Consider the following 21,397-nt stretch of genomic DNA (forward strand, 5'->3'; position numbering starts at 1 on the left):
TCCAGTTTTTACGAGGTCGGACCGACAGGGCCGCCGAGCGAAACTCGTTCCCGCGACGAGGCGATCGACGTTCGGGTCGGTGACGGCGGCCCTCGTAGAGGGCTCGTCCCTCTGACTCCGCTCTCGCACCGTCGGTGCGGGAGCGGTTCTTTGCATCACCCGTCTAGCGGACGAGATTGACCGTGATGTTCTTCGTCTGCGTGAAGCTGTCGAGCATCGCGGCGAGGGAGAATTCGCGGCCGAGCCCGCTCTGCTTGTACCCGCCGTAGGAATGGCCGGGCATTTGACCGCCGCCCTGATTGACCTGTACCCATCCGGACTCGATGTCCCGCGCGGCACGCAACGCCTTGCCGATATCATGCGTCCAGACGTAGGCGGCAAGACCGTAATGGGAATCGTTGGCCATCCGGATTACGTCGTCCTCGTCTTCCCAAGGGATTGCGACCAGCACGGGCCCGAAGATCTCCTCTCGGGCCAGTCGCCATTCGTTCGTACCTTGCGCGAAAATCGTCGGACGCAAGTAATAGCCGTCGCCGAGCGACTTGTCATCGCGGGGATGACCACCGCAGAGGAGTTTCGAGCCGCTCTGCTTCATGCCGTCTTCGATGTAGCCGCAGACCTTGTTGTACTGGCGCTCGTTGATGATCGCACCGACGTCGCTCTCCTCGGCCAGCGGATCGCCGACGCGCAGCTTCGAAGTCGCCTCGACAAGACGTTCGAGAACGTTGTCGTAGATCTTGCGGTGAAGAAACAGGCGGGACCCGGCCGTGCAGGATTGACTTTGACGGGTGAAGCGCATCGCGGCGACGAGCCCTTCTATGACCCAGTCGTCTGTCGCATCGGGGTAGACGATGGACGGACTCTTGCCCCCCAGTTCGAGCGAGACCGGCAGCACGCGCTTCGCCGCGGCTTCCATGACCAGCTTGCCGACGGCCGTCGAGCCTGTGAACGAGAGCTTGGCGACGAGCGGATGATTGAGGAGCGGCGCGCCGCATTCCTGGCCGGTGCCGGAAAGCATGCTCAGCGTGCCGGAAGGAAGGACGTCGGAACAGATCTTGGCGAGCTCAAAAACCGCGAGGGGAGCGTCCTCTGCTGTCTTCATCACCACCGTGTTGCCGGCGCACAGAGCGGGGGCGATCTTCAGCGATGCGAGCAGGAATGGCGCGTTCCAGGGGATCACGGCGGCCACGACGCCAAGGGGCTCGCGCTGCGTGAAGCTGAGGAGATCATGGCCCAGAGGAAGAGTTTCTCCCTTGAGTTCGGATGCCAACCCCCCAAAGTACCGGAAGATATCGGCAGCGATCTTGATTTCGGGGCGCGCCTGCGTCCTCAGCGCGTTTCCAGTCTCCTCGGCGACCTGTCGCGCGAGGTTCTCATGCTCGGCTTCGATCTTTTTGGCGATGGTCTGCAGCAGGCGACCGCGTTCGCGAGGGGGCGTCCGTTTCCAGGATGCGAACGCCGCGTGGGCCTTCTTGACCGCGAGGTCGACATCCTCGGCGCCGCCGCGCGGCACCGTCGCGATGATCTGGCGGCGTCCCGGATTCTCCACGGCGATGGTTTCGCCGGATGCGGCGGGCACCCATTCGCCGCCGATCAACATGAGTTGGCGCCGTACCTTTTGATCGTTGACGACGGTGTTCATGACGTCCTCCTTTTTTCTCGTTCGAACTTCCATCTCGGACGGATCGGTCGCGAAAGACTCTCAGGCCCGCCGCCGCATATCGGCGACCAGATCGGCGAAAACACGCCCGCCGATGCTGATGTGATCGCGCATGGCGGCGGCTGCCGCATCACCGTCGCCCCTCGAGATCGCCTGAACGATCTGCGCGTGATCGGAGAACGATTGGCGTATCCGTCCGGCCTTCGTGAACGGATACCGGCGATATACGCGAAGGCGGCTGCGCACGTCCTTGATGCTCGTTTCGAGGTAGTCGTTGCACGAACCTCGGTAAATCACTTCGTGGAATTCCTTGTTGATGGCGTCGTACGCCTCGAAATCCTCGGCGGGGATGCAGGCCTCGCTGCGGCTATGGATCCTGGACAGTTCGCTCCGGTCCGACGCCGACATGCGGTTCGCCGCGAGCTTGGCTGCCATCGTTTCGAGTTCGGTCATGACTTCGAACATCGAGATGACCTGGTCGACGCTGAGTACCGTCACCATCGCGCCCCGGCGCTGGCGGAGTTCGACCATCCCGATTGTCGCGAGTTGGATGAGGGCTTCCCGAACCGGGGTTTTCGAGACGCCAAAGCGCTCGGAAAGCGGTCGTTCTTCCAAACGCGCGCCTGGCGGGAACGAGCCCGCCTCGATCTCGTCGCGAATCCATTTCGCGATCTCTTCCGTTCGGTACGTCTTTCGGTTCAGCAAGGCGCAATCCATCCCAATCATCACCTTCTAGACGCTACCCCCGACGGCGTCGCGAACCGATCACCGACCCTCACATATTTTTTTTACATTGACAAATATTTTTTTTATATGAAATAAAGCACTTATGGAACAGGCTCGCCCGATGGCTGGGAGATGTCCGTCGCTCGAGATTGGGGGCGCGGTCGCCCGTATCGCTCTGAACCGGCCCGATAGGCACAATCGGTTCGAGCCGGCTGACATCGAGGCGATGTCGGCGATGCTGGAAGAGTTAGCGAAGGGTGGCGCGGCACGCGTACTGGTCATCACGGCGAGAGGGCCGAGCTTCAGCTCGGGCTTCGATCTGGAAACGCTCTCCGGGCCCAAGGCGCGGCAGAGCACCGCGGCGTTCGCAAGGCTTTGCGACCTGATTGAAACGCTGCCGATCCCGACCGTGTGCGGAATCAACGGCAACATCTACGGGGGAGCGACCGACATCGCTCTGTCGTGCGATTTCCGCATCGGCGTCGATGGTTGTCGCCTTCAGATGTCGCCGGCGCGGCTCGGCATCGAATATTATTACAGCGGACTTCGCAGATACGTCGAGCGGCTCGGATTGACGGAAGCGAAGCGCCTGTTCCTCACCGGCGAGCAGGTCGACACCGCGACCATGCTGCGCATCGGATTTCTAAGCGAGATAGCTGCGCCCGAGCAACTCGAAATCCGGATCACGGCGATAGCCGACGCCCTGGCCCAGCGTTCACCCAAATCTGTGCGCGGACTGAAGGCCTCTCTCAACGCGATAGCCCGAGGCTCCGATGACCCGGCCACCATCGATGCGAGGTTTTTCGAAAGTCTGGATTCGCCCGACGCGAAGGAAGGACTCGACGCTTGGTCCGAGAGGCGACCCGCCAGGTTCGCCGACGCCTAGATCTGTTTATTCGGAAGTCGGCCGCTAGAGCCGCTAACAGGAGAGGAAGCAGGGAATGAAACGTTTGGTCGGCTTGAAAACGATGGTCGCTCTCGCCGCGATCATCGCCGCGGAATCGATCTGCCCGGCAACCGCGCAGAACGGCCCCATCCGGATCGGAGTGCTCAACGACCAGTCCGGACTGTACGCGGAGTTCGGCGGGCTGGGTTCGGTGACGGCCGCGAAGATGGCGGTTGAGGACTTCGGCGGGAAAGCCTTAGGACGCGATATCGAAATCGTATCCGCCGACCATCAGAACAAGGCCGACATCGGTACACAGATCGCGAGAAAGTGGTTCGATCAAGACAGCGTTCTCGCCATCGCCGACCTGACGAATTCCGGCGTTGCCCTCGCCGTGCAGGGGCTCGCGAAAGAGAAGAAGCGCATCACGCTCGCTTCCGGTCCGGGCTCCAGGCGCTTGACCCAGGAAGACTGCTCGCGGCTCGGTTTCGCCTGGACGTGGGACACCTATTCGTCGGTCATAGGGACCGCCCGAACTGTGCTCAAGGATGGCGGCAAGAGTTGGTTCATTCTCGCGGCCGACTACGCCTTCGGAAAGCAGATGGCCGAAGACCTGAGAAAGGTCATCACGGCGAACGGCGGTACCGTAGCCGGGGAGGTCCGTGCGCCCCTTTCGACCCCTGACTTCTCGTCCTTCCTGCTCCAGGCCCAAAGCAGCAAGGCGCAGATCATCGCTCTCGCCAATGGCGGCGCCGATACGACGAATTCGGTCAAGCAGGCCTCCGAATTCGGCATCGTCCAGGGCGGGCAGCGGCTTGCGAGCATGGCCCTCGTCATCAGCGACGTGCATGCGCTGGGGCTGCAGGCGGCGCAGGGCATCGTAGCGACCACCGGATATTATTGGGATCGTGACGACGAGAGCCGCGCGTTCGGCAATCGTTATATGAAGTTGACCGGACGCATGCCCGGAATGATCCAGGCCGGCGTCTATTCTTCCGTCCTCCACTACCTGAAGGCCTTGAAAGCTGCCGGCGCAGACGACGCCAATGCGGTCGCCGCGAAAATGCGCGAGCTCCCCGTGAACGATTTCTTCGCGAAGAACGGGAAGGTGCGCGTCGACGGCAAGATGGAGCACGACATGTATCTCATCCAGGTCAAGGCTCCGTCGGAGTCGAAGGCGCCCTGGGACTATTACAAGATCCTACGTACGATCCCCGCGGAGGAGGCATCGATCCCCCTCTCGGAAAGCAAGTGCCCCCTGGTGAAGAAGTGATCGGACGATAGGAGCATGGAAATGTTGCACAAAATCGCTTTCATCGGATTGGGCAATATGGGGCATCCGATGTGCACCCATCTGGCACGCAACGGCTTCTCCGTGTCCGGCTACGACATCTCGCCGGAAGCATTGAGCAGGCTCAAACAGATTGGTGGCACGCCCTGCACCAGCATCGCTGAAGCTGTACACGATGCCGACTACGTCATCTCGATGGTGCCGACCGGCAGACACGTCCGGGAAGTGTACGAAGGTGCGGAGGGGGTCCTGAAGCACGCGCGTCCCGGCGCGATGCTGATCGACTGTTCCACCGTCGATATCGAGAGTGCCAAGGCGGTGAACGCCGCTGCGGTTGCTGCCAACTTCGAGATGGTCGACGCGCCGGTCTCCGGCGCGCAGCCCGCGGCCATCGCCGGACGTCTGATCTTCATGATCGGCGGTACCGAAGAGGGGTACAACCGGGCGATTCCGCCTCTCAAGGCCATGGGTCACACCTTCGTGCACATCGGTCCAGCCGGCTGTGGTCAGGCGATGAAGATCTGCAACAACATGATGACCGGCATGAGCATGGTCGCCATCTCGGAGGTGTTGACGTTGGCCGAGCGCCTCGGGCTTGACCATCAGACGGTGTACGACGTCGTCACGAAGGGGTCGGGAAACTGCTGGGCGTTGCAGGCCTATTGTCCGGTGCCGGGACCGGTCCCGACCTCTCCTTCGAGTAACGACTACGCGCCGGGCTTTTCGGCCGAAATGATGCTCAAGGACATGAGGCTCTCGCAGCAGGCTGCGGCGAGTTCGTCCGCGGCGACCGCTCTCGCCGGCGCGGCGACCGCCTTCTATCAGATGCTCGTCGCCGGCGGACATGCCGATCGCGACTTCAGCATCGTCTACAAATTGATTTCCGGACGGCTGTCGTCCGAGACGCTCAAGAAGGATGTGACATGAAGACGAGAGCGATCCGCGTACACGAGGCCGGCGGCCCGGAAGTCCTGAAGACGGACGAGATCGAACTGAAAGAGCCGGGCGAGGGCGAAGCAATTGTACGGCACACCGCGATCGGCGTGAACCTGATAGACATCTATCATCGGACCGCCACCGCCGGTCAGTACGCGTTGCCTCGTCCGGCCACGCTTGGCGTGGAAGCCGCCGGAGTGGTGGAAGCGATCGGTGCCGGCGTCGACAACGTGACGGTCGGCGACCGGGTGGCCTATTGGATGCTGCCCGGTGCCTACTCTGCCAAACGCGTGGCTCCGGCCTGGCGCCTCGTCAAGATACCGGACGGAGTGTCAGATCAGGCCGCCGCCGCTGTCATGCTCAAAGGCGGCACCGCCTTCTACCTGCTGCACGACATCTGGAAGGTGAAGAAGGGCGATAACGTCCTGGTCCACACCGCTGCGGGCGGCGTTGGCCGTCTGATGTCGCAGTGGGCAAAGCATCTCGGCGCGACGGTGATCGGTACTGTGGGCTCCGCCGAAAAGGTGAAGGCCGCCCAAGCCGCAGGCTGCGCTCATGTCGTTGTCCTGAAGGATCAGGATTTCGAGGCGGAAGCGAGGAAGATCACAGGGGGAGCCGGCGTCGACGTCGTATACGATTCCATCGGTGCCGACACCTTCGACAAGTCGCTCGGCTCTATCCGCCCCCTCGGCATGCTGGTGAGCGTCGGGCAGGCAAGTGGCCCCGTGCCGCCGTTGGACATCAGCAAACTGGCGCAGAAGGGCTCCATCTTCCTGTCTAAGCCGACTCTGGCGACCTTCGTCGCGAAACGCGAGGGCATCGTCAGACTGGCGGAAGGCGTTTTCGCGGGGCTCAAGGAGGGTGCGATCACGGCCGAAATCGGAATGACGGCGCCGCTCGCCGAGGTCGCCGACGTCCACCGCGCCTTCGAGGGCCGCAAGACGACGGGCTCGATTGTCCTGATCCCTTAGTCCCCGGTGCAAGGAATCCCGTGAGATGCAAGATGGCAACTTCTATTCTTCGTTCGAGGAAGGCGTCCGTCGGGATGGATCGGCCGTCGTCTTCGAATTGGAAGATGGCAAGACTATTACCCGGACTTGGCTCCACGCTTTGTCCGGGCGGTACGCCAGCGCATTGCGCGGAGTCGGCTGCGAGCCGGGGGACCGCGTGGCGGTGCAGCTCGACAAGTCGGCGCACGCCTTCGCGCTTTATCTGGCGTGCGTGCGCGCGGGGCTCTGCTATCTGCCGGTGAACACCGCGTACAAGGCCGGCGAACTGATGTACCTGCTGGACGACGCGGAGCCAAAGGCCTTCTTTACGTACGGCGAGGCGGGCATTTTGCATGACACGACGAGGACATTTTCCTTCGGCGCGGACGGCGAAGGCACGTTCGCGGAGTTGGTAGCGGCCGCGAGCGAAGAGTTCGCGACCGTTGACGTCCGCGAGGGAGACCCTGCCGCGCTGCTATACACGTCGGGGACGACCGGCAGACCGAAAGGCGCGGTTCTCAGCCATCGAGCGCTGACCTACTCGGCGCGTACGTTGAGCGACATCTGGGGCTTCTCACCGTCGGATGTCCTGCTGCACACGCTGCCGATCTTCCATAGTCATGGGCTGTTCATCGCGTTCAACGTCGCGCTCGCGAGCGGCGCCCGAGTTCTTCTGCAATCCAAATTCGACGCCGAGAGCGTCCTCGAAGCGCTTCCGCGATCGACCGTCTTCATGGGCGTCCCGACCTATTATCACCGGCTGCTCGCTCATCCATGTCTCTCGAAGGACGTGTGCCGGTCCATGCGCCTGTTCGTCTCGGGTTCAGCGCCGCTTTCGGCGGACGTCCACCGCGAATTCGAAGCCCGAATCGGGCAGCGCATATTGGAGAGGTACGGGTCGACGGAGGCCATGATCATCTGTTCGAATCCCCTTGCAGGAGAGCGGCGCCCCGGGTCGGTCGGATTTCCCATTCCCGGCGTCGAACTGCGGATAGCCGATCAGGCCGACCGGCCCCTTCCGGGCGGAAGCATCGGTATGATACAGGCTCGCGGACCGGGTTTTTTCTCGGAGTATTGGAAGAAGCCGGCTCAAACGAGCGCGGAATTCACCAAGGACGGTTTCTTCCGGAGCGGTGACCTGGGCCGACTCGACGAAGAGGGTTACGTGACGATCACGGGCCGCGCGAAGGATCTGATCATCAGCGGCGGCTACAACGTCTATCCGGCGGAGGTCGAATCCGTCATCGACGAAATGCCATCCGTCCGGGAAACCGCCGTGGTCGGAGGGCCGCATCCCGATTTTGGCGAGTGCGTCGTCGCCTTCGTCATTCCCGTCGATAGGACCCGGCCACCCGTCGCTGCCGAAGTCATTCAGACGGTCAAGAGCAGACTTGCGAATTACAAGGTACCTAAGCAGGTTGTCGTGGTCGACGATCTGCCCAGAAATTCCATGGGGAAGGTACTGAAGAACGAACTGCGCGCTTCGCTATTCGGCGCGACCGTCGACAATGGGCTGCGCTCCTCGGGGGCACAAACGTCCTGAGCGCAACGAAACGGACGCCCGACAAGGGTAGCGAGCGGGATGTCGGTCGTTGCTGGCACCATTCCCCGCAAGGACGCAGCCACGTTTCGCGGCGACATCTATGTGCAGAACTGGAGCAAACGGACGAGGCCTTTGCGGTCGACCATGGCGGTGGGGCTGTCATGTCCTGCCGCATTGGAGCCCTGTGGACGCGGAGGAGTTTTATCAGCAACTGAAGCGGCTGGTCTTGCGCGCGCCATCCGGTCCAATCAGAGGCGTGAATGGACCGCGGCGCTCTGTAGGTTCGTATGATTTACTGACTGGAAGCCCGCGAAATTACTGACCAGATCGCGCGCTTCTAAGATCGCATCTGTTAGCTCTCCCATCTCCCGCATGCCTAGTTTTTCGCTTTCCACGCTTTTCACGACAGTTTTGGGCACATTCCGTCCACGATCAAAATCGCACAATTGTTTTTCACATTTTCCGATCAACGTTCGTCGCTCATGCCTCTATGGTCGCTGATGGCGCCGGAAGAAGCGCGTGAAAGCAGTGATCGCTAGAATAAGTTTCGGGGGATAGACGCATGAAGAAAGTCGTACCGGCCCTGCTTGTAGGGTTGATGATGGGCCTTTCGCTGCCGGCGGACGCGCAGGCGCCTTTCGACGGCAAGGTGAAGATCGGCGTCCTCACCGACCTGTCTAGCCTCTACTCCGATGCAACCGGGGCCGGTTCAATCTCTGCGGTTCAGCTTGCGGTCGAAGACTACAAGAAGGCCAATCCAACTTCGAAGCTGCAGATCGAGATCATCTCGGCCGATCATCAAAACAAGCCGGACGTCGGATCGTCGATAGCGCGCCAGTGGTACGAGCGCGACGGCGTCGATCTGATCATCGATGTGCCCAACTCGGCCCTGGCGCTGGCGGTGAGCGGCGTGACCAAGCAGCTCAACAAGGTCGACATCATTGTCTCGGCGGGAAGTACCCGACTGACCGGCGATCTGTGCAACGCCAACACCGTGCAATGGACGTTCGACAACTATTCGCTGGCGCATGGGACTGGCAGCGCGATGGTTGCGGGCGGCGGCAAGAGCTGGTTCTTCATCACGACCGATTATTCGTTCGGTATCGATCTGGAAAAGCAGACTTCGGACGTGGTCAAGGCCGACGGTGGCACAGTTGTCGGCAGCGTGCGAGCGCCACTGAATTCACCGGATTTCTCCTCGTTTTTGCTGCAAGCGCAGGCTTCGAAGGCGCAGGTAATCGGTCTGGCGAACGCGGGCGGTGACATGCAAAATGCGATAAAAGGGGCCTCGGAATTCGGAATCGTCAAGGGCGGACAGAAGATGGCGGCGCTGGCTGTTTTCATCACCGATCTACATTCGCTCGGGCTGCCGGTTGCCCAGGGCCTCAACTATACGACGGCCTTCTACTGGGACATGAACGATGCGACGCGCGAATGGACCAAGCGATTCATGCAAAAAGCGGGTACGGACAAATTGTACCCTACGATGGATCACGCCGGCAACTACAGCGGGACCATTCATTTCCTCAGGGCGATCGAGGCGGCGCAAACACACGACGGTGCCAAGATTGTCGCCACGATGAAGGAGTTGCCGACCGACGATGTGGTGTTTGGCAACGGGCAGGTTCGTGCCGACGGCCGTAAGATTCACCCGATGCACCTGATGCAGGTGAAAGCGCCCGCCGAGAGCAGGGGACCCTGGGATCTCTCCAAGCTGATCAAGACCATTCCGATTGATCAGGCGTTCCGGCCGCTGGCGCAAAGCGATTGCCCGCTCGTCAAGAAGTGAGCAAACACATCATAGGTGAAAGGGATGGTCCACACCGTGGCTTGTCCATGTCGCATTTCGCGGTTACGCATGCGCGCCGCCCTGAGCCCCCGAGACCCCATAAGCCCGTGCTGCACGCACCCTTATCAGTCCGGAGCTCCAAAGACCAAGCATACCAAGTGCGTTGATCACGCTATGCGGGGCGGCGTTCTCCAGGTTGACGCAGTCGGTCACCGTTCCGTATCGCACAAAAGCTATTGAGGTGCGCGGCTATGGGCAAGTGAAGCAAAACGCATTGCTGAATATCGACGGCGGATGTGCGAGGCGCTCGCGCGCTATGGGCGATCGGCAGAGCCGTTCCGGAGCACCGCACAAACGCGGCGGAACGTTAGGTTTCGTTCGCGTCCAGCGCTGCCCCGCTCCCATCTCCTGCCGCCTAGAATGAATTGTGCAAAGATCCTCCGGGTCCGGTGAAAGCGCCGTTACAAAGGATAAGGCGCCAATACTGATCAAAGCAGGGCAATACCCACCAATCTATTTGCAAGAGGGCTACTAACTTGATTCCCACGAGGGCGGGATAGTTGATGCGCAAATTACGTCCTGCGAAGCGCGCGAGGCTCCGAAATGGACTTTCTGTGCAAGCTGCTCCTTGGTTGCTTTATGGCCGCCTATTGGCTGAACGGGTCTAGCCGAAAGAAACGGGATCAGGTCAGGGGCAGCGCAGAAAATTCAGTACGAGCTCGTATGTATTTTAGACGAGCCGCCCGACTGAACGGAGTGTCCAGCGCGGCGGCTGAATTAGCAAAGCTTCGGACCAGAAGAGGCATTGTTCACCTTGCATTGGTATTTCAGCACAGATTGTATGGGAAGGCGGCCCTTATTCTCTTTCTTGGCACCGCCGTCTTCGGCTTTCTACTGAGCGGCCCGGCGACAGGACAAACCTCGATCTCAGTTGGTCACCCGGCTACGTCCGGTGGTCCAGCGCATGTGATTTCGAGCCTCGAACAACGCAAACTGCTGATGCGCCTCAGTTGGGCCGCGTGCCAGCCGAATTGTGGCGGTTGGGTCGGAGCCGTCGGCATCGTCACCGCGGATACTCCGAACGAATTCGATGAATTTGCTCGCGGGCGCGAACTCTTCGGCACGACGGTCGTGCTGGATTCCAGCGGCGGTTCCGTCAACGATGCAATCGCACTGGGGCGGCAGTGGCGGAATCTTGGCATGCTGACGACGGTCGGCACAAGCAACGACGTAGAAAAGCCTACCGGCCTCGAGCCGCAGTCCTATTGCGAGTCCATCTGTGTGTTTCTGCTGTTATCGGGCAGGGTGCGTTCGGTGCCGCATGGCGCGCATGCGCGGGTGCATCAGATCTGGATGGGCGATCGCGCCGATGACGCCAAGGCCGCGACCTATAGCGCGGACGATATGACGATCGTAGAGGGACATCGGCCGCCTCGCCAAATACACGTTCGATATGGGCGGCGGGGGTGATCTCTTGTCGCTCGCGCTGAGCGTCCCGACGTGGGAAGAGCTGCACGAACTGTCGCCCGCTGAATTGCGGCTTACCAATTTAGTAACGACTGACGAGGTAGTTGACGTACTCCGGCGAAATGACAGCGCCGCCGCCGTTGACGCAAAGGCTGGGCGGGAGGGGGTCATGAGGGAAGCCGTCAGCGGGGAGAGACTCACGCCGGCCGCCAAGTCGATCAAGACCGCTAAAGCCGGCGTTCCGACCGGCCTCGCAGCCCCGTTGACTGGCCGCGAACCGGCTGCGGAATGAGCAGCGGCGTGTGCGACCGGCAGCGGCAGCCCAGAGATCGAGCAAGTACTCAGTTGGTGTGCCATCGTGGAGCTCCAAAGCGGGTCCGCAACCTCTCCCTTCACCTCGATGATTAGCACGTCCAGGCTTTCAATCTCCTCTAGTGCCTGAGCGGCGGTCCCTTGAGAGCACGGAACACCGTCGCGGAGAATGTTGCGCGCGCTTCAATTCGCTGTGGTTGATTTGAACGGAGGCGTCTGTTTCTTGATGGCGTCGAGGATTTCCCGCGCGCGAGCTATTGCAGTCTTTGGATCGACAGCATTCAAGTCGTGGAGTGCAGCATCCCGATCACGTTGTGCGAAAGCGCTGCCCTCCAGAGTGGCTACTTCTGACCAGGCATACGCCTGGGTTTGATCGGCGGGCGCTCCAATGCCATCACGATACATTTGGCCCAGTAACATCGCGGCCTGAGGCTCGCCATGATAGGCCGCCTTTTCCAGGTAGGACTTGGCCTTTTCAAAGTCAGGCAACACAAGGTTCCCATCCAGATATAGCTCGCCGAGCCGGAGCTCAGCCGGGGCGACGTCCTGGGCTGCGGCTCTGGTGTAAAACTCGACCGCCTTGGCCGGGTCGCGGGCCACGCCAAGACCAAGCTCACTCAGATGCCCTATCCAATACTCGGCGAGCGGATCATTCTTCTTCGCGAGACTATCGAATAACTTCACCGCTGCGCGATAATCACCAGCCTTAGCATCATGCTCCGCCTGCGCCAGTTGAGCTCGCGGTGCCATGTTCCAGTTTCGCCAGCGGAATTCCTGCGCCGCAATTCCAATTAGCAACCCAATAGCCACATAGCCGAGAAAGCCAGGGAATCGCGGCTCGTTGGGCGGCTGCGGGGTTTTCGGTTGGGCAAGTTCTCCGAGCGGCACTGGAAATTCCATTTTGCGCGGTTTCTATCGCCAAGCCTGCCTCGCAATGCGATCGATAGCAGGAGCCAAAGAGCTGTAGCTACGGTTTGAAGGGACTGTATCTCATCCGTCCTCCACGCCGAGCGATATGCCCATCCTTGTGGGAGTCGATCACCTCTACACATTGATGAGACTATCGATCATCGCTGACGATGAATTTGTGGGGATTGCCCACATTTGATTGATCTTGGCTCCGCTTCGCGTCCCATGTCGTCCGCCCTCGTCCAGCCGTGCGAACAGTTTAGCTATCTTGCCCCCAAGAGCTCGCTATTGAATCGCGAGTCTCTCGATCTGCCGCGAGTAGCGCATTAGGCGGTCTTTCTTCTCATCGTCGCTCAACGAAGCGTTCTGCGCAACAATCGGACAGTAGGCCGTGACCATGTAATTGACGATCTCGTTGAAGCCAGCTTGGGGATACTTGGACTTAAGTTGCCAAATCATGGCCATAGCGGTGTTGCCCGTCTCATCCCCTTCCAATTCCCTTGTTAGCTGCGCTATTTGCGCGGGAGTTTCCTTGACCGCCGAGCTGCTGGTGCGTGCCTGGGCGGCTGGACACTCAAATGCAGCCGCTGGCGCCGATACTGCCATGAAGATGGCAAGGCACGTGCGAGCGAGAGCTAACATGATTGTGCAGGATCCCAAGGAGAATACAGGTTGCACGTTTCCTCCGCAGTGATTGTACGCAGGCATCTGGTGCCCACGAGGCCCAAGCTCAAAAGCAGCTATGAAGGGCGCGGGCAGGTGGATCCGCCATTTTCCACACATCGCGTTGCGATGCTTGCTCCGGATTGCTCTGAATGCCGCGCTATTGCTGGAGACGGGTGCAGCCGCTGGATGTGTTAGCGCTCTCCCACAAATGCGCACGGGCGGGGCCGGCGTGGGTTGCTTACTCCATTGCTCCGCACGAATGCAAAGGTGTCTCGGCGAGAGGTTTCATCTGCTGCGGACGACCCATCAGCGCCGGTCGGAAGAGAACAGCGGCCGCTATGATGCAGCCACCCCAATGCCAGCGAATTGCGCGCTCTTTGTCTGGGAAGGCCGACCGAAGTTTGGGAACAACGACGTCCTGGCTGCGCCAGGCTGATCGACTGCAGGCTGCGCCAGCGCATCTGAGAAAACGAGCGCAAGATCACACGGACAGCGGCAACAATGGCAAAACCGTGCTTTGAAGAGACTGCTACATTCGATGCGCTTGGTTCTCATGAGCCCCAAACCAGGCGCGGCGCGACCGTCCTTCGCCCGCAGGGACGGCCGTTTCCCTTCGTGCCCGGGTTTTCTGGCCCAATGCGATCCGCGGCGGCGATGAGAAAGTCACGCAGGACCGCTCATTCCGAAAACGTTCCGGCATGTCGCCGTCCAGTTCGGGAGCCGAGCTGGCTCTTTGACGCCGAGCTTGGCGCAAGCGCCAAGCTCCACCGATCACAGCCAGTCGGCGCTTTTGCGCCACGCCGCAATCTGGAGGGGCTGGGAAAGCCCAGAAGTTTGTCTGATCCGAAGGAAGTTGCATGCACAAAAACCGGACATCAGCGACCAGCGATACGGGGCGGCGCGGTGCGCGAGGCGCGCTTCCCCTGCTCAGTCTGTCCGCGCTTGGCGTCGTATTCGGCGATATTGGCACCAGTCCGCTCTACACCTTCAAAACCATTCTCGGCGCCGCCGAGCCATCTCCCCACATCGTACTCGGCGCGCTTTCACTGGTGCTCTGGACGCTGTTTATCATCACCACCGTCAAATATGTGCTGTTTGCCATGCGCTTCGACAATGGCGGCGAGGGCGGCATTCTCGCATTAATGGCGCTGCTCGGCGTGAGCAAACGACACCGGCCGGCCATCGTGGCCGTCGGCTTGTTAGGGGCAGCGCTGATCTATGGCGACGGCACGATCACGCCAGCGATCTCCGTGCTATCGGCGCTGGAAGGGCTGAACATGGTGGCACCGGCGCTTCAGCCCTATGTCGTACCGGCGGCCGTGGCGATCCTGCTCGCACTGTTCGCCATCCAGTCACATGGCACGGCGACCATCGGCCAACTGTTCGGCCCCGTGATGCTGATCTGGTTCGTGACCATGGGCGTGATGGGAATCTTCGGCATTGCGAGGCATCCTGCGGTGTTTGCCGCGCTGGATCCGCTCTACGGCCTGTCGTATTTGTTCTCGAACGGTATTAGCGGTTTTCTCGTTCTAGGCGCTGTATTTCTTTGCGTGACAGGTGCCGAAGCGCTTTATGCCGATATTGGCCATTTTGGCAGCGGACCGATCAAGTTTGCCTGGTTCGCGCTCGTGTTTCCAAGCCTGATTCTGAACTATGCTGGCCAGGCCGCTCTCGTGCTCGACGGCGCGCCGACCGACGGCAATATTTTCTTCAGGCTGTGCCCTGAGGTCTTGCTGCTGCCGCTGATACTGCTCGCGACGATCGCAACCATCATAGCCAGCCAATCGATCATCACCGGAGCTTTCTCGATGACGCGACAGGCGATCCAGCTTGGCTGGCTGCCGAGACTGCGGATCAAGCAGACCTCGTCACAGGGCTTTGGCCAGATCTACATCGGCGTGGTCAACTGGCTGCTGATGATCGTGACAGTCGGGTTGACTATCGGGTTTGGAAAATCGGACAATCTGGCGGCCGCTTACGGCATCGCGGTGTCGCTGACGATGCTGTCGACATCGGCTCTGCTTTTCATTGCGATGCGCGAGATCTGGGGTTGGAGCATGCTGGCGGCCGGCTCGGTCGCAGGCTTCCTTTTTGTCGTCGACTGCACTTTCTTCCTCGCCAATCTCGTCAAGATCGCCTCGGGCGGCTACGTGCCGTTGATCTTGGCCTTGGCGGTTTACGGTGTGATGTGGATCTGGCATCGCGGCGCCGCTGCGGTTTCGCAGCGACTACATGACGTGCTGATTCCGGTCCCGGAGTTCATGGCACAGGTCGTTGCAAGGAATGTACCTCGAGTGCGGGGCACCGCCGTGTTTCTGACTCGGACTGAACGCGACACGCCGCCGGTGATGGTGTGGCATGTTAAGCATAACCGCGCCTTGCACGAGCACCTTCTCGTGCTGCGCCTCAAGGTGCTGTCGGTACCCTGGGTGTCCGTCACGGACAGGATCAGAATCGAGCAAGCTGCGCCCAACTTCTGGCGCGCCGATGTCCATTACGGTTTCATGGAACGTCCGCATTTCGTCGAACTGCTCGCCCAGAGCAAGGTCCTTGGATGCACCATCGATCTGTCCGACGTGACCTACTACGTCGGGCACGAGACGGTGATCCGGCGCGCGGACGGCAACGGCCTCCCGGCTTGGCAGGAGCGGATTTTCGCGCTCATGGAGCGCAATGCGCAGCATGTAGGCGAGTTCTTCGACCTTCCTAATGACCAGGTGGTCGAGATCGGACGCCAGATTGCGATCTAGTTGTCAGTCCGGGTAGCACGTGATCAGGAGTCGCAGCCGAGATGAAACGAGCCAATGCCGTCCGACAGGCGCACCGTTCATAGAGGTCGACGGCTTCGACGGCCGCGCAGCGAGACCACAAGCGCCAACAGCGCCAAGGCTGCAAGCGAAAACCAGATGATCGCATATCGCAGGTGACGGTCGACCAGGTGTACCCGTAGCGGTCCGGGCTTCGGGACGCCGCTCGCCGGCACCGGCGCTTCCAAATCGATGTAGAATGGTGCGACCTCCCCCCAGCCGAGCGCCTGTGCCATTGCGAGGTGATCGCGGCTGAACCACAGGCGAGTATCGCGCTCTACGTCTGGCGTGAACGCGCCGACCCGCTCTGGAAAACGAATGTAGCCGGTCATCATGACGGGCTTGTTGGTAATGAGGTGGGCCACCGCGCGATCCTGTTGGTCGCGGTCCTGAGTCGCGTTCGGGACGAACCCCGCGTTGATCGCCACGATTTGGCCGGTTGACAGGCGGGCGGGAAGAAAGGCCCATGTGCCGCGACCCGCAATATCGGCGCGCTCGGCAGAGGCAGAGCTGTAAACCATCGCATCCAGACGGGACTCATAGGTTGCCGTAAAGCTGACGCGTCGCAATTGGTCGGTCTCCGCCGCCAGCGCGTGCCACTGCGACGGATCGGGCAAAGGCACGGGCGCCGCGCGAACGCGTTCACCGAGGGCCGCAAGGAGCGCGTGCTCCTTGATCCGATGCTGAAGTTGCCAGATCCCCAAGCCGGCAAACAGCACCACTATCGCCACCATTACAGTAGCGAAGCCGCCGGTCTCGTGTTGCCCAACTTTGTCAGACATCGTAAGTCGCCAAGAGCGTGAAGACCGGGTAATCCTTGTCCTCGTGGCAAACTAAACCGATCCGGTCCGCAAAACCTTCGCGAAATGGCGAAGGTTCAATGGTGTCATACAGCCGCGTGTGCGGAATGATCGGCAGGAGGCGGCTCAGGCAGGTCTTCGTGTATGTCGACACGCGAGGGATTGCTGGTGTCGAGGATAGCTTTCGCCCGTGCCATCTCTTCGGCCGTTCCATGGGCCATGACCAGAAATCCGTCCGCCTTCACAGCCGTCTCGTAATTGAGTACGCTGTCTTTCGGAATCCCGATGCTGTAAAGCGCGGCTCCCAGCGCGCTCACACCTCCAACCACGATCGCGCTCTCGATGCCAGACAGGATCACAGCGGCGAGGTATCCAAGGACAACGACGGGCCCCACCCCGCTGACGGTCACGAAGATGCCGCCAAAGAGCAAACCCCACAGACCGCCCCAGAATGTGCCGTACTTGCCCCAGAATCTGACGCGATCGCCTGTATTATAAAATCCAATGATCTTTTCCTCACTGTGATAGCCCTTGCCGACCAGAGTGAGTTTCTTCAAGTCGAAACCGCCTTCGGCAAGTTTCTTTGTGGCCGCCTCTGCACCTTGATGATCGGTGAAGACGGCAACGATGGCATCGTTGTCAGGCATTGTTTTCATCCGTCCAGCTGGTGGATCTCGTCGGTGGAAGAAGTTTATGGAATGAAAGCGAGAAGCTGAATGATCCAGAGGTTCGTCCACGTGGTATCTTTGTATCGGGGCTCGAAACTAAGGTAGCTCTTTGGGGTCAGGGACGTTAAAAAAAAGTCCCAACGTTTGGGTATCGAAGGCGGGCCGTGCGAGCGATCAGCGACACTAGTGGAAAATTGCGATCGCTTGTGAGCGTTTGCGTCAAAAGCCATCCGCAAACTTGCAGCTTCGCGCTGTCGACCCACTTAGCTCCGAGGGGCACATCAAAGGAGAAAAATACATGCGAATTGCATTTGTAATCGCCGCCGCCGCGTTGATGGTAGCTTCCGCAGCCTCTGCGCAGAGCGCAAATTCGAGTAGCACACCGCACTCCGGTTCAGGATCGCAGCAGAGCTCGATGCCGAATCCGGCGCCGATTGGCACCAAGATCCAGAACAATCTGCAGGCAGCCGGCTTTACCAACATACAAATCATGCCGAGTTCGTTTCTGGTGCGCGCCAAAGACCAGGATGGCAATCCTGTGATGATGGTCGTGAATCCGGATTCGGTAACGGCCATTACCGAGGTCGATGAAACGACAGGGGCGGGAGTCCAAGCTTCGAAACCGTAGACCTCTTTCGACCTGAGCAACGCCGGCTGCAAGAGGAAGGGCTTGGATCTAACGTCTATCTCTTTACTGAAGGTGCGGCGAGCCTCTCGTCAAAGATGATACTACGCGCGCAGCTCTTCGGCGTTTGGCCGGAGAGCTGGCGTCGCTTGCTTCGTATACTCTCGTCCATGACGCTCCTCGTGGTTAACCATCCTGGGCGCGGGTGCGAGCTCAGCGTGCGATTACGAGTACAGCTGAGGACAGCACGATGACATACACCGCGAACACGAAGAGCGCCGGGTGCCAGACGTGCACCAACAAGCCGGTTCGGACCGCGATCCTGCGCAGCACGATCGTGACGAGCCACGCCGCTACCATCAGCAGGGAGATCGGTGCGACGTAGACGCCCAGCAGGTTGATCTCGACGAATCTCATCCGCATACTCGTGCTTCGAAATAAGTGCCATGCCGGACCAAGGCGTCACAGACTGCGAGAACCCGGCTGCGCGCTCGAAGCACAACGGAATCTTCTGGGCCAGTCTCGCCGAGGGATGCAAGACGGTGATCGAACGCGGTCAGCCCAGCGATTGCAGCGGCGCTGTCTTCTTGCGCAAATGCCGCGAGCGCCGCCTCGAGTTCCTGGACCAAGCCCAGTCGAGGCGCGAGGCGGCGGAGGTGGATGATGTCGGCCCCGACCGAAAGGGCCGCGATGAGCTGTGCCCGCTGCAGCGGTTCGGCTTGGTCCGGCAGAGCCTCGAGGCGGCTGTAAATGAGGCCTTCCCAATCGTCCCCCGGCAGCCGGCCGGCGTCGGTGGTGAGGCGACGCAGGTCGCGCAAGGTCAGCGCGATCAGCCGTCGGCTTCGTAGTGCCGGAGAGAGCGGTGGGAGCAGGCGAAATGAGAGCGCCGCAGCGCCGCACCCTGCGGCGATCGCCAGAGCATTGTTGTAGAAATGCACTGTGTCGTAGCTCATCTGGTTGGCGGGCCCAAGCAGCGGCACGAAGTTGCCGGCCATGGGAGCGAACATTGTGGCCTGCCATGGTTGGGCCATCAGGGCTCCCACTGGAATCAGATAGAGCGCCAGGACGATGCTCAAGCCGGCGAAGGTTGCTACGTTTGGCAATATCGCAAACGCAACGACCGCGGCACAAACCGTGGCAAGGCCGGTGCCAATCGTGAAGTCGACGGCCCGCGCGTAGGCCTCGTCGGCTCTCGGCGCGAACAGGATGACCGAAATGGCTGCCCAGGTGATGGCTACCGCCCCGTTTGGCCATTCCGTCATAATCCAGAACAGCTCGACTGCACCAATGGTGACGAACGCCCGGGCGGCATTGATGAGCGCCGGCAACCAATCGGGCACGTGAGGTCTGACGCTGCGAAGGGGAGGCGTGCGACCGGCGGGCTCGGCAACCAGCAACGCCAGTCCGCCGAGCACATCGGACAAGCCGGTCAGCACCCGGACGGTTTGATCGGCCAGCAGCCGCAGCGACGGCGCACCAGCCGGTATGGCGATCAGCGTCCGGGCGGCCCCGTCACACAGTCGACGCATTCCGATCGGGTCGGTTGTCCAGGGGAGCGGATCGGCCTGCAAGAGAGCCGAACGCAGCTCCGCTGGAATGTTACGCAGCACGGCATCGGCCTCCCGCCGAGCGGTGTCATCCGGCAAGCGCGCGAGCCTCCATACCACTGCGCACCAACCGGCCAGCGCTTCAAACAGGCCATCCACCGCCGCCTGCAGCACCGGCGAATGATAGCGAAGGATCGAGGACTCCCCCTTTACCTGGTCGATGACCGGGTCGAGCGCAATAACCTGGCGGATGTGCTCGCGGCGAACCGGCGGCATCTTCGACAAGGCCGATCCGGCCTGTGTCAGTGCGAAGCTGAACCTGGCAGCGATCTCGGCTGACAGGCCGGCGAGCAGCGCGGCAAGCTGACGCCGGGCGCCGCCGAAATCGGTCCCGGCGAGCACGATGCCAGCGCATGCGATGCCGATCCAGATCTCGGTGACGCGCGCGAGAGCGAAAGTGAAGGCGAGGCCATCTGTGCCGCCGGTCGCGCCGAGCTCATCGCTCGCGATAATCGCGGCCGTGTAACCGGCCAGCGCTGCACCATAGGCCGCAAAATTGCGCAGCAACGTGGCGACCAGCGCGCAGGCTGCGCCCCACAACGCCAGGCCGACCAGAAAGCCTGCGCGCTCTTGCGGGAAGCAGGCCGTCAGCGTCACTATCGCGACCGCGCCCACCAAAGTCCCGATCATGCGAAACCATCCCTTGCGAAGCGACGCGCCGAGAAAGGGCTGGCACACCAGCGCCGCGGACGTGCCGGCCCAATACGCATTGTCGAGCTGCAGCCAAAACGCGACATAGAGGGCCAGGCAGACGGAGGCCCACAGCCGAACCCCAAAGAGCAACGGCGGACCCGCGGCCGCGACCGCGCTTGTCAGCGTGCCTGATCGGGTCGCAAAGCGCCTCGCACCGATCCTGCCGGGTTCGTCAAGCGCGCCCGGCATTGGAAGCTGTCTCTGATGCGCTTGCTCGGAGCGAGTCGCTCGGTTCCGGCTTCGTCTCGGCAGCGAGACCCGGAATCAGGAGGTGGCCCTGAGCGCCGTCGAGCTTGGCCGCAGCCGCCATGACCAGCGCCACTAGCCCAAGGCCGGTGGGCAGCGCCAGCGACCATAGCCCGGCGACGGCTTGACACCCAGCGCCGAGGCCACAGCCTACGACGAAGCCAACGATCGCAAGCCCGCTGCGCCGCGCGCGCCGGCTTGCGCTCGTCACATCACTTGGACTGTGTCCGAGCAAAACCTCCCCGAGGTCCATGACGAACCGCGTAACATTGGTCGTCATCACTGCAGTGGACGGCGCGCCCTCCAAGGAAATCTGCACGAGAGCGTTTTGCACCGCCATAGCGGAGACGCCCAGCATCCCCGCCACTATCCCTCTTGCAGCGCTTGAATCGAGCTGCGAACCGCCACCTACGCAAAGCGCTAGAAAACCAGCAAGCAACAGGAATTGGAGAAGAAGCAGAGGTCGAAGCGAGGCGACGCACATCCGCTCCAATCCAGCTGCGAGGAATCGCGTCAGGGCAAGCACGAGAATGAATACGGGAACCGAAATCATCAGAGCCAATGGTGCTTCGCCTCCGGCGACGACGTGCGCGGCCAGAATGACGAGATTGCCCGTGATGTGGGCGGTGAACAGGCCGCCGAGCCCGAGAAAGCTGATCACGTCCGTACTGCCGCCGATCACGCTAAGGACGCCCGGAAGCAGCTTTGCAGCGAGGGACTCGTCCACTAGCGGAGGCCCGAGATCGGCTGTCACGCGTTCAAACATGAGCTGTCTCC

General features: G+C 61.1%; 17 protein-coding genes and 1 pseudogene. 9 read left to right on the top strand and 9 right to left on the bottom strand.

Going from position 1 to position 21,397, the window contains the following annotated elements; translation table 11 throughout:
• Nucleotides 1-163 precede the first annotated feature (163 nt).
• Together JJB99_RS11795 and JJB99_RS11800 are read right to left on the bottom strand one after the other, a co-directional pair.
• Nucleotides 164-1,642, bottom strand: coding sequence for an aldehyde dehydrogenase family protein (locus JJB99_RS11795; protein WP_200498925.1), 1,479 nt, complete (start codon nt 1,640-1,642; stop codon nt 164-166).
• Between the two features lie 60 nt (nt 1,643-1,702).
• Nucleotides 1,703-2,365, bottom strand: coding sequence for a GntR family transcriptional regulator (locus JJB99_RS11800; RefSeq protein ID WP_200498926.1), 663 nt, complete (start codon nt 2,363-2,365; stop codon nt 1,703-1,705).
• A 124-nt stretch (nt 2,366-2,489) separates the two neighbouring features.
• Here JJB99_RS11800 and JJB99_RS11805 point away from each other — a divergent pair, with 124 nt between their 5' ends.
• The 7 genes and pseudogenes from JJB99_RS11805 to JJB99_RS11835 all read left to right on the top strand — a co-directional run bounded on the left by JJB99_RS11805 (nt 2,490) and on the right by JJB99_RS11835 (nt 11,579).
• Complete coding sequence (locus JJB99_RS11805; RefSeq protein WP_200498927.1) at nt 2,490-3,272, top strand: enoyl-CoA hydratase/isomerase family protein; 783 nt, start codon at nt 2,490-2,492, stop codon at nt 3,270-3,272.
• 55 nt (nt 3,273-3,327) lie between these two features.
• Nucleotides 3,328-4,545, top strand: coding sequence for an ABC transporter substrate-binding protein (locus JJB99_RS11810; RefSeq protein ID WP_200498928.1), 1,218 nt, complete (start codon nt 3,328-3,330; stop codon nt 4,543-4,545).
• Nucleotides 4,546-4,560: 15 nt separating this feature from the next.
• Nucleotides 4,561-5,490: a 3-hydroxyisobutyrate dehydrogenase gene (gene mmsB / locus JJB99_RS11815; protein ID WP_200498929.1), complete on the top strand. Its 930-nt coding sequence runs from the start codon at nt 4,561-4,563 to the stop codon at nt 5,488-5,490.
• Complete coding sequence (locus JJB99_RS11820) at nt 5,487-6,470, top strand: quinone oxidoreductase family protein (RefSeq protein WP_200498930.1); 984 nt, start codon at nt 5,487-5,489, stop codon at nt 6,468-6,470. The genes mmsB and JJB99_RS11820 overlap by 4 nt, the downstream gene beginning before the upstream one ends.
• A 25-nt stretch (nt 6,471-6,495) precedes the next feature.
• Entirely contained in the window at nt 6,496-8,031 is a 1,536-nt protein-coding gene (locus JJB99_RS11825; protein WP_200498931.1) for an AMP-binding protein, read from the top strand.
• Between the two features lie 562 nt (nt 8,032-8,593).
• Complete coding sequence (locus tag JJB99_RS11830) at nt 8,594-9,820, top strand: ABC transporter substrate-binding protein (protein WP_200498932.1); 1,227 nt, start codon at nt 8,594-8,596, stop codon at nt 9,818-9,820.
• 999 nt (nt 9,821-10,819) lie between these two features.
• Nucleotides 10,820-11,579: pseudogene (locus JJB99_RS11835) on the top strand (hypothetical protein).
• A 203-nt stretch (nt 11,580-11,782) separates the two neighbouring features.
• Here the strand turns inward: JJB99_RS11835 and JJB99_RS11840 are convergent.
• Together JJB99_RS11840 and JJB99_RS11845 are read right to left on the bottom strand one after the other, a co-directional pair.
• Complete coding sequence (locus tag JJB99_RS11840; protein WP_200498933.1) at nt 11,783-12,499, bottom strand: tetratricopeptide repeat protein; 717 nt, start codon at nt 12,497-12,499, stop codon at nt 11,783-11,785.
• Nucleotides 12,500-12,793: 294 nt separating this feature from the next.
• Nucleotides 12,794-13,150, bottom strand: coding sequence for a hypothetical protein (locus JJB99_RS11845; protein WP_200498934.1), 357 nt, complete (start codon nt 13,148-13,150; stop codon nt 12,794-12,796).
• A gap of 881 nt (nt 13,151-14,031) precedes the next feature.
• On the opposite strand from JJB99_RS11845, the gene JJB99_RS11850 reads away from it, so the two are divergent.
• On the top strand, nt 14,032-15,924 hold the full coding sequence (locus JJB99_RS11850) for a potassium transporter Kup (protein WP_200498935.1): 1,893 nt from the start codon (nt 14,032-14,034) through the stop codon (nt 15,922-15,924).
• Between the two features lie 77 nt (nt 15,925-16,001).
• On the opposite strand, the gene JJB99_RS11855 is transcribed toward JJB99_RS11850, so the two are convergent.
• Both JJB99_RS11855 and JJB99_RS11860 read right to left on the bottom strand, forming a co-directional pair.
• Entirely contained in the window at nt 16,002-16,763 is a 762-nt protein-coding gene (locus tag JJB99_RS11855) for an SURF1 family protein (protein ID WP_200498936.1), read from the bottom strand.
• Between the two features lie 104 nt (nt 16,764-16,867).
• Nucleotides 16,868-17,428 (bottom strand): hypothetical protein, encoded by a 561-nt coding sequence (locus JJB99_RS11860; RefSeq protein WP_200498937.1) that lies wholly within the window; start codon nt 17,426-17,428, stop codon nt 16,868-16,870.
• Nucleotides 17,429-17,747: 319 nt separating this feature from the next.
• Here JJB99_RS11860 and JJB99_RS11865 point away from each other — a divergent pair, with 319 nt between their 5' ends.
• A complete protein-coding gene (locus JJB99_RS11865; RefSeq protein WP_200498938.1) occupies nt 17,748-18,077 on the top strand; it encodes a hypothetical protein in 330 nt (109 codons plus the stop codon).
• Nucleotides 18,078-18,287: 210 nt separating this feature from the next.
• On the opposite strand, the gene JJB99_RS11870 is transcribed toward JJB99_RS11865, so the two are convergent.
• From JJB99_RS11870 to JJB99_RS11880, 3 genes are read right to left on the bottom strand one after another with little or no spacing between them, the layout of a single operon-like run.
• Nucleotides 18,288-18,491 carry a DUF1656 domain-containing protein gene (locus tag JJB99_RS11870; protein WP_027533524.1) on the bottom strand — a complete coding sequence of 68 codons (204 nt, stop codon included), beginning with the start codon at nt 18,489-18,491 and terminating at the stop codon, nt 18,288-18,290.
• Nucleotides 18,488-20,563 (bottom strand): FUSC family protein, encoded by a 2,076-nt coding sequence (locus JJB99_RS11875; RefSeq protein ID WP_200498939.1) that lies wholly within the window; start codon nt 20,561-20,563, stop codon nt 18,488-18,490. Before JJB99_RS11875 ends, JJB99_RS11870 begins: the two co-directional genes overlap by 4 nt.
• Nucleotides 20,547-21,386 (bottom strand): YoaK family protein, encoded by an 840-nt coding sequence (locus JJB99_RS11880; protein ID WP_200498940.1) that lies wholly within the window; start codon nt 21,384-21,386, stop codon nt 20,547-20,549. Before JJB99_RS11880 ends, JJB99_RS11875 begins: the two co-directional genes overlap by 17 nt.
• Nucleotides 21,387-21,397: the final 11 nt, after the last annotated feature.

It is taken from the genome of Bradyrhizobium diazoefficiens (genome assembly GCF_016616235.1).
GTDB lineage: Bacteria > Pseudomonadota > Alphaproteobacteria > Rhizobiales > Xanthobacteraceae > Bradyrhizobium > Bradyrhizobium diazoefficiens_H.

Coding starts and splice junctions, on each gene's coding strand:
- JJB99_RS11805 (WP_200498927.1), top strand. CDS start 2,490: ATGGAACAGGCTCGCCCGATGGCTGGGAGATGTCCGTCGCTCGAGATT.
- JJB99_RS11880 (WP_200498940.1), bottom strand. CDS start 21,386: ATGTTTGAACGCGTGACAGCCGATCTCGGGCCTCCGCTAGTGGACGAG.
- JJB99_RS11830 (WP_200498932.1), top strand. CDS start 8,594: ATGAAGAAAGTCGTACCGGCCCTGCTTGTAGGGTTGATGATGGGCCTT.
- JJB99_RS11840 (WP_200498933.1), bottom strand. CDS start 12,499: ATGGAATTTCCAGTGCCGCTCGGAGAACTTGCCCAACCGAAAACCCCG.
- JJB99_RS11860 (WP_200498937.1), bottom strand. CDS start 17,428: ATGCCTGACAACGATGCCATCGTTGCCGTCTTCACCGATCATCAAGGT.
- JJB99_RS11820 (WP_200498930.1), top strand. CDS start 5,487: ATGAAGACGAGAGCGATCCGCGTACACGAGGCCGGCGGCCCGGAAGTC.
- JJB99_RS11870 (WP_027533524.1), bottom strand. CDS start 18,491: ATGAGATTCGTCGAGATCAACCTGCTGGGCGTCTACGTCGCACCGATC.
- JJB99_RS11845 (WP_200498934.1), bottom strand. CDS start 13,150: ATGTTAGCTCTCGCTCGCACGTGCCTTGCCATCTTCATGGCAGTATCG.
- JJB99_RS11825 (WP_200498931.1), top strand. CDS start 6,496: ATGCAAGATGGCAACTTCTATTCTTCGTTCGAGGAAGGCGTCCGTCGG.
- mmsB (WP_200498929.1), top strand. CDS start 4,561: ATGGAAATGTTGCACAAAATCGCTTTCATCGGATTGGGCAATATGGGG.
- JJB99_RS11855 (WP_200498936.1), bottom strand. CDS start 16,763: ATGTCTGACAAAGTTGGGCAACACGAGACCGGCGGCTTCGCTACTGTA.
- JJB99_RS11875 (WP_200498939.1), bottom strand. CDS start 20,563: ATGCCGGGCGCGCTTGACGAACCCGGCAGGATCGGTGCGAGGCGCTTT.
- JJB99_RS11795 (WP_200498925.1), bottom strand. CDS start 1,642: ATGAACACCGTCGTCAACGATCAAAAGGTACGGCGCCAACTCATGTTG.
- JJB99_RS11865 (WP_200498938.1), top strand. CDS start 17,748: ATGCGAATTGCATTTGTAATCGCCGCCGCCGCGTTGATGGTAGCTTCC.
- JJB99_RS11850 (WP_200498935.1), top strand. CDS start 14,032: ATGCACAAAAACCGGACATCAGCGACCAGCGATACGGGGCGGCGCGGT.
- JJB99_RS11810 (WP_200498928.1), top strand. CDS start 3,328: ATGAAACGTTTGGTCGGCTTGAAAACGATGGTCGCTCTCGCCGCGATC.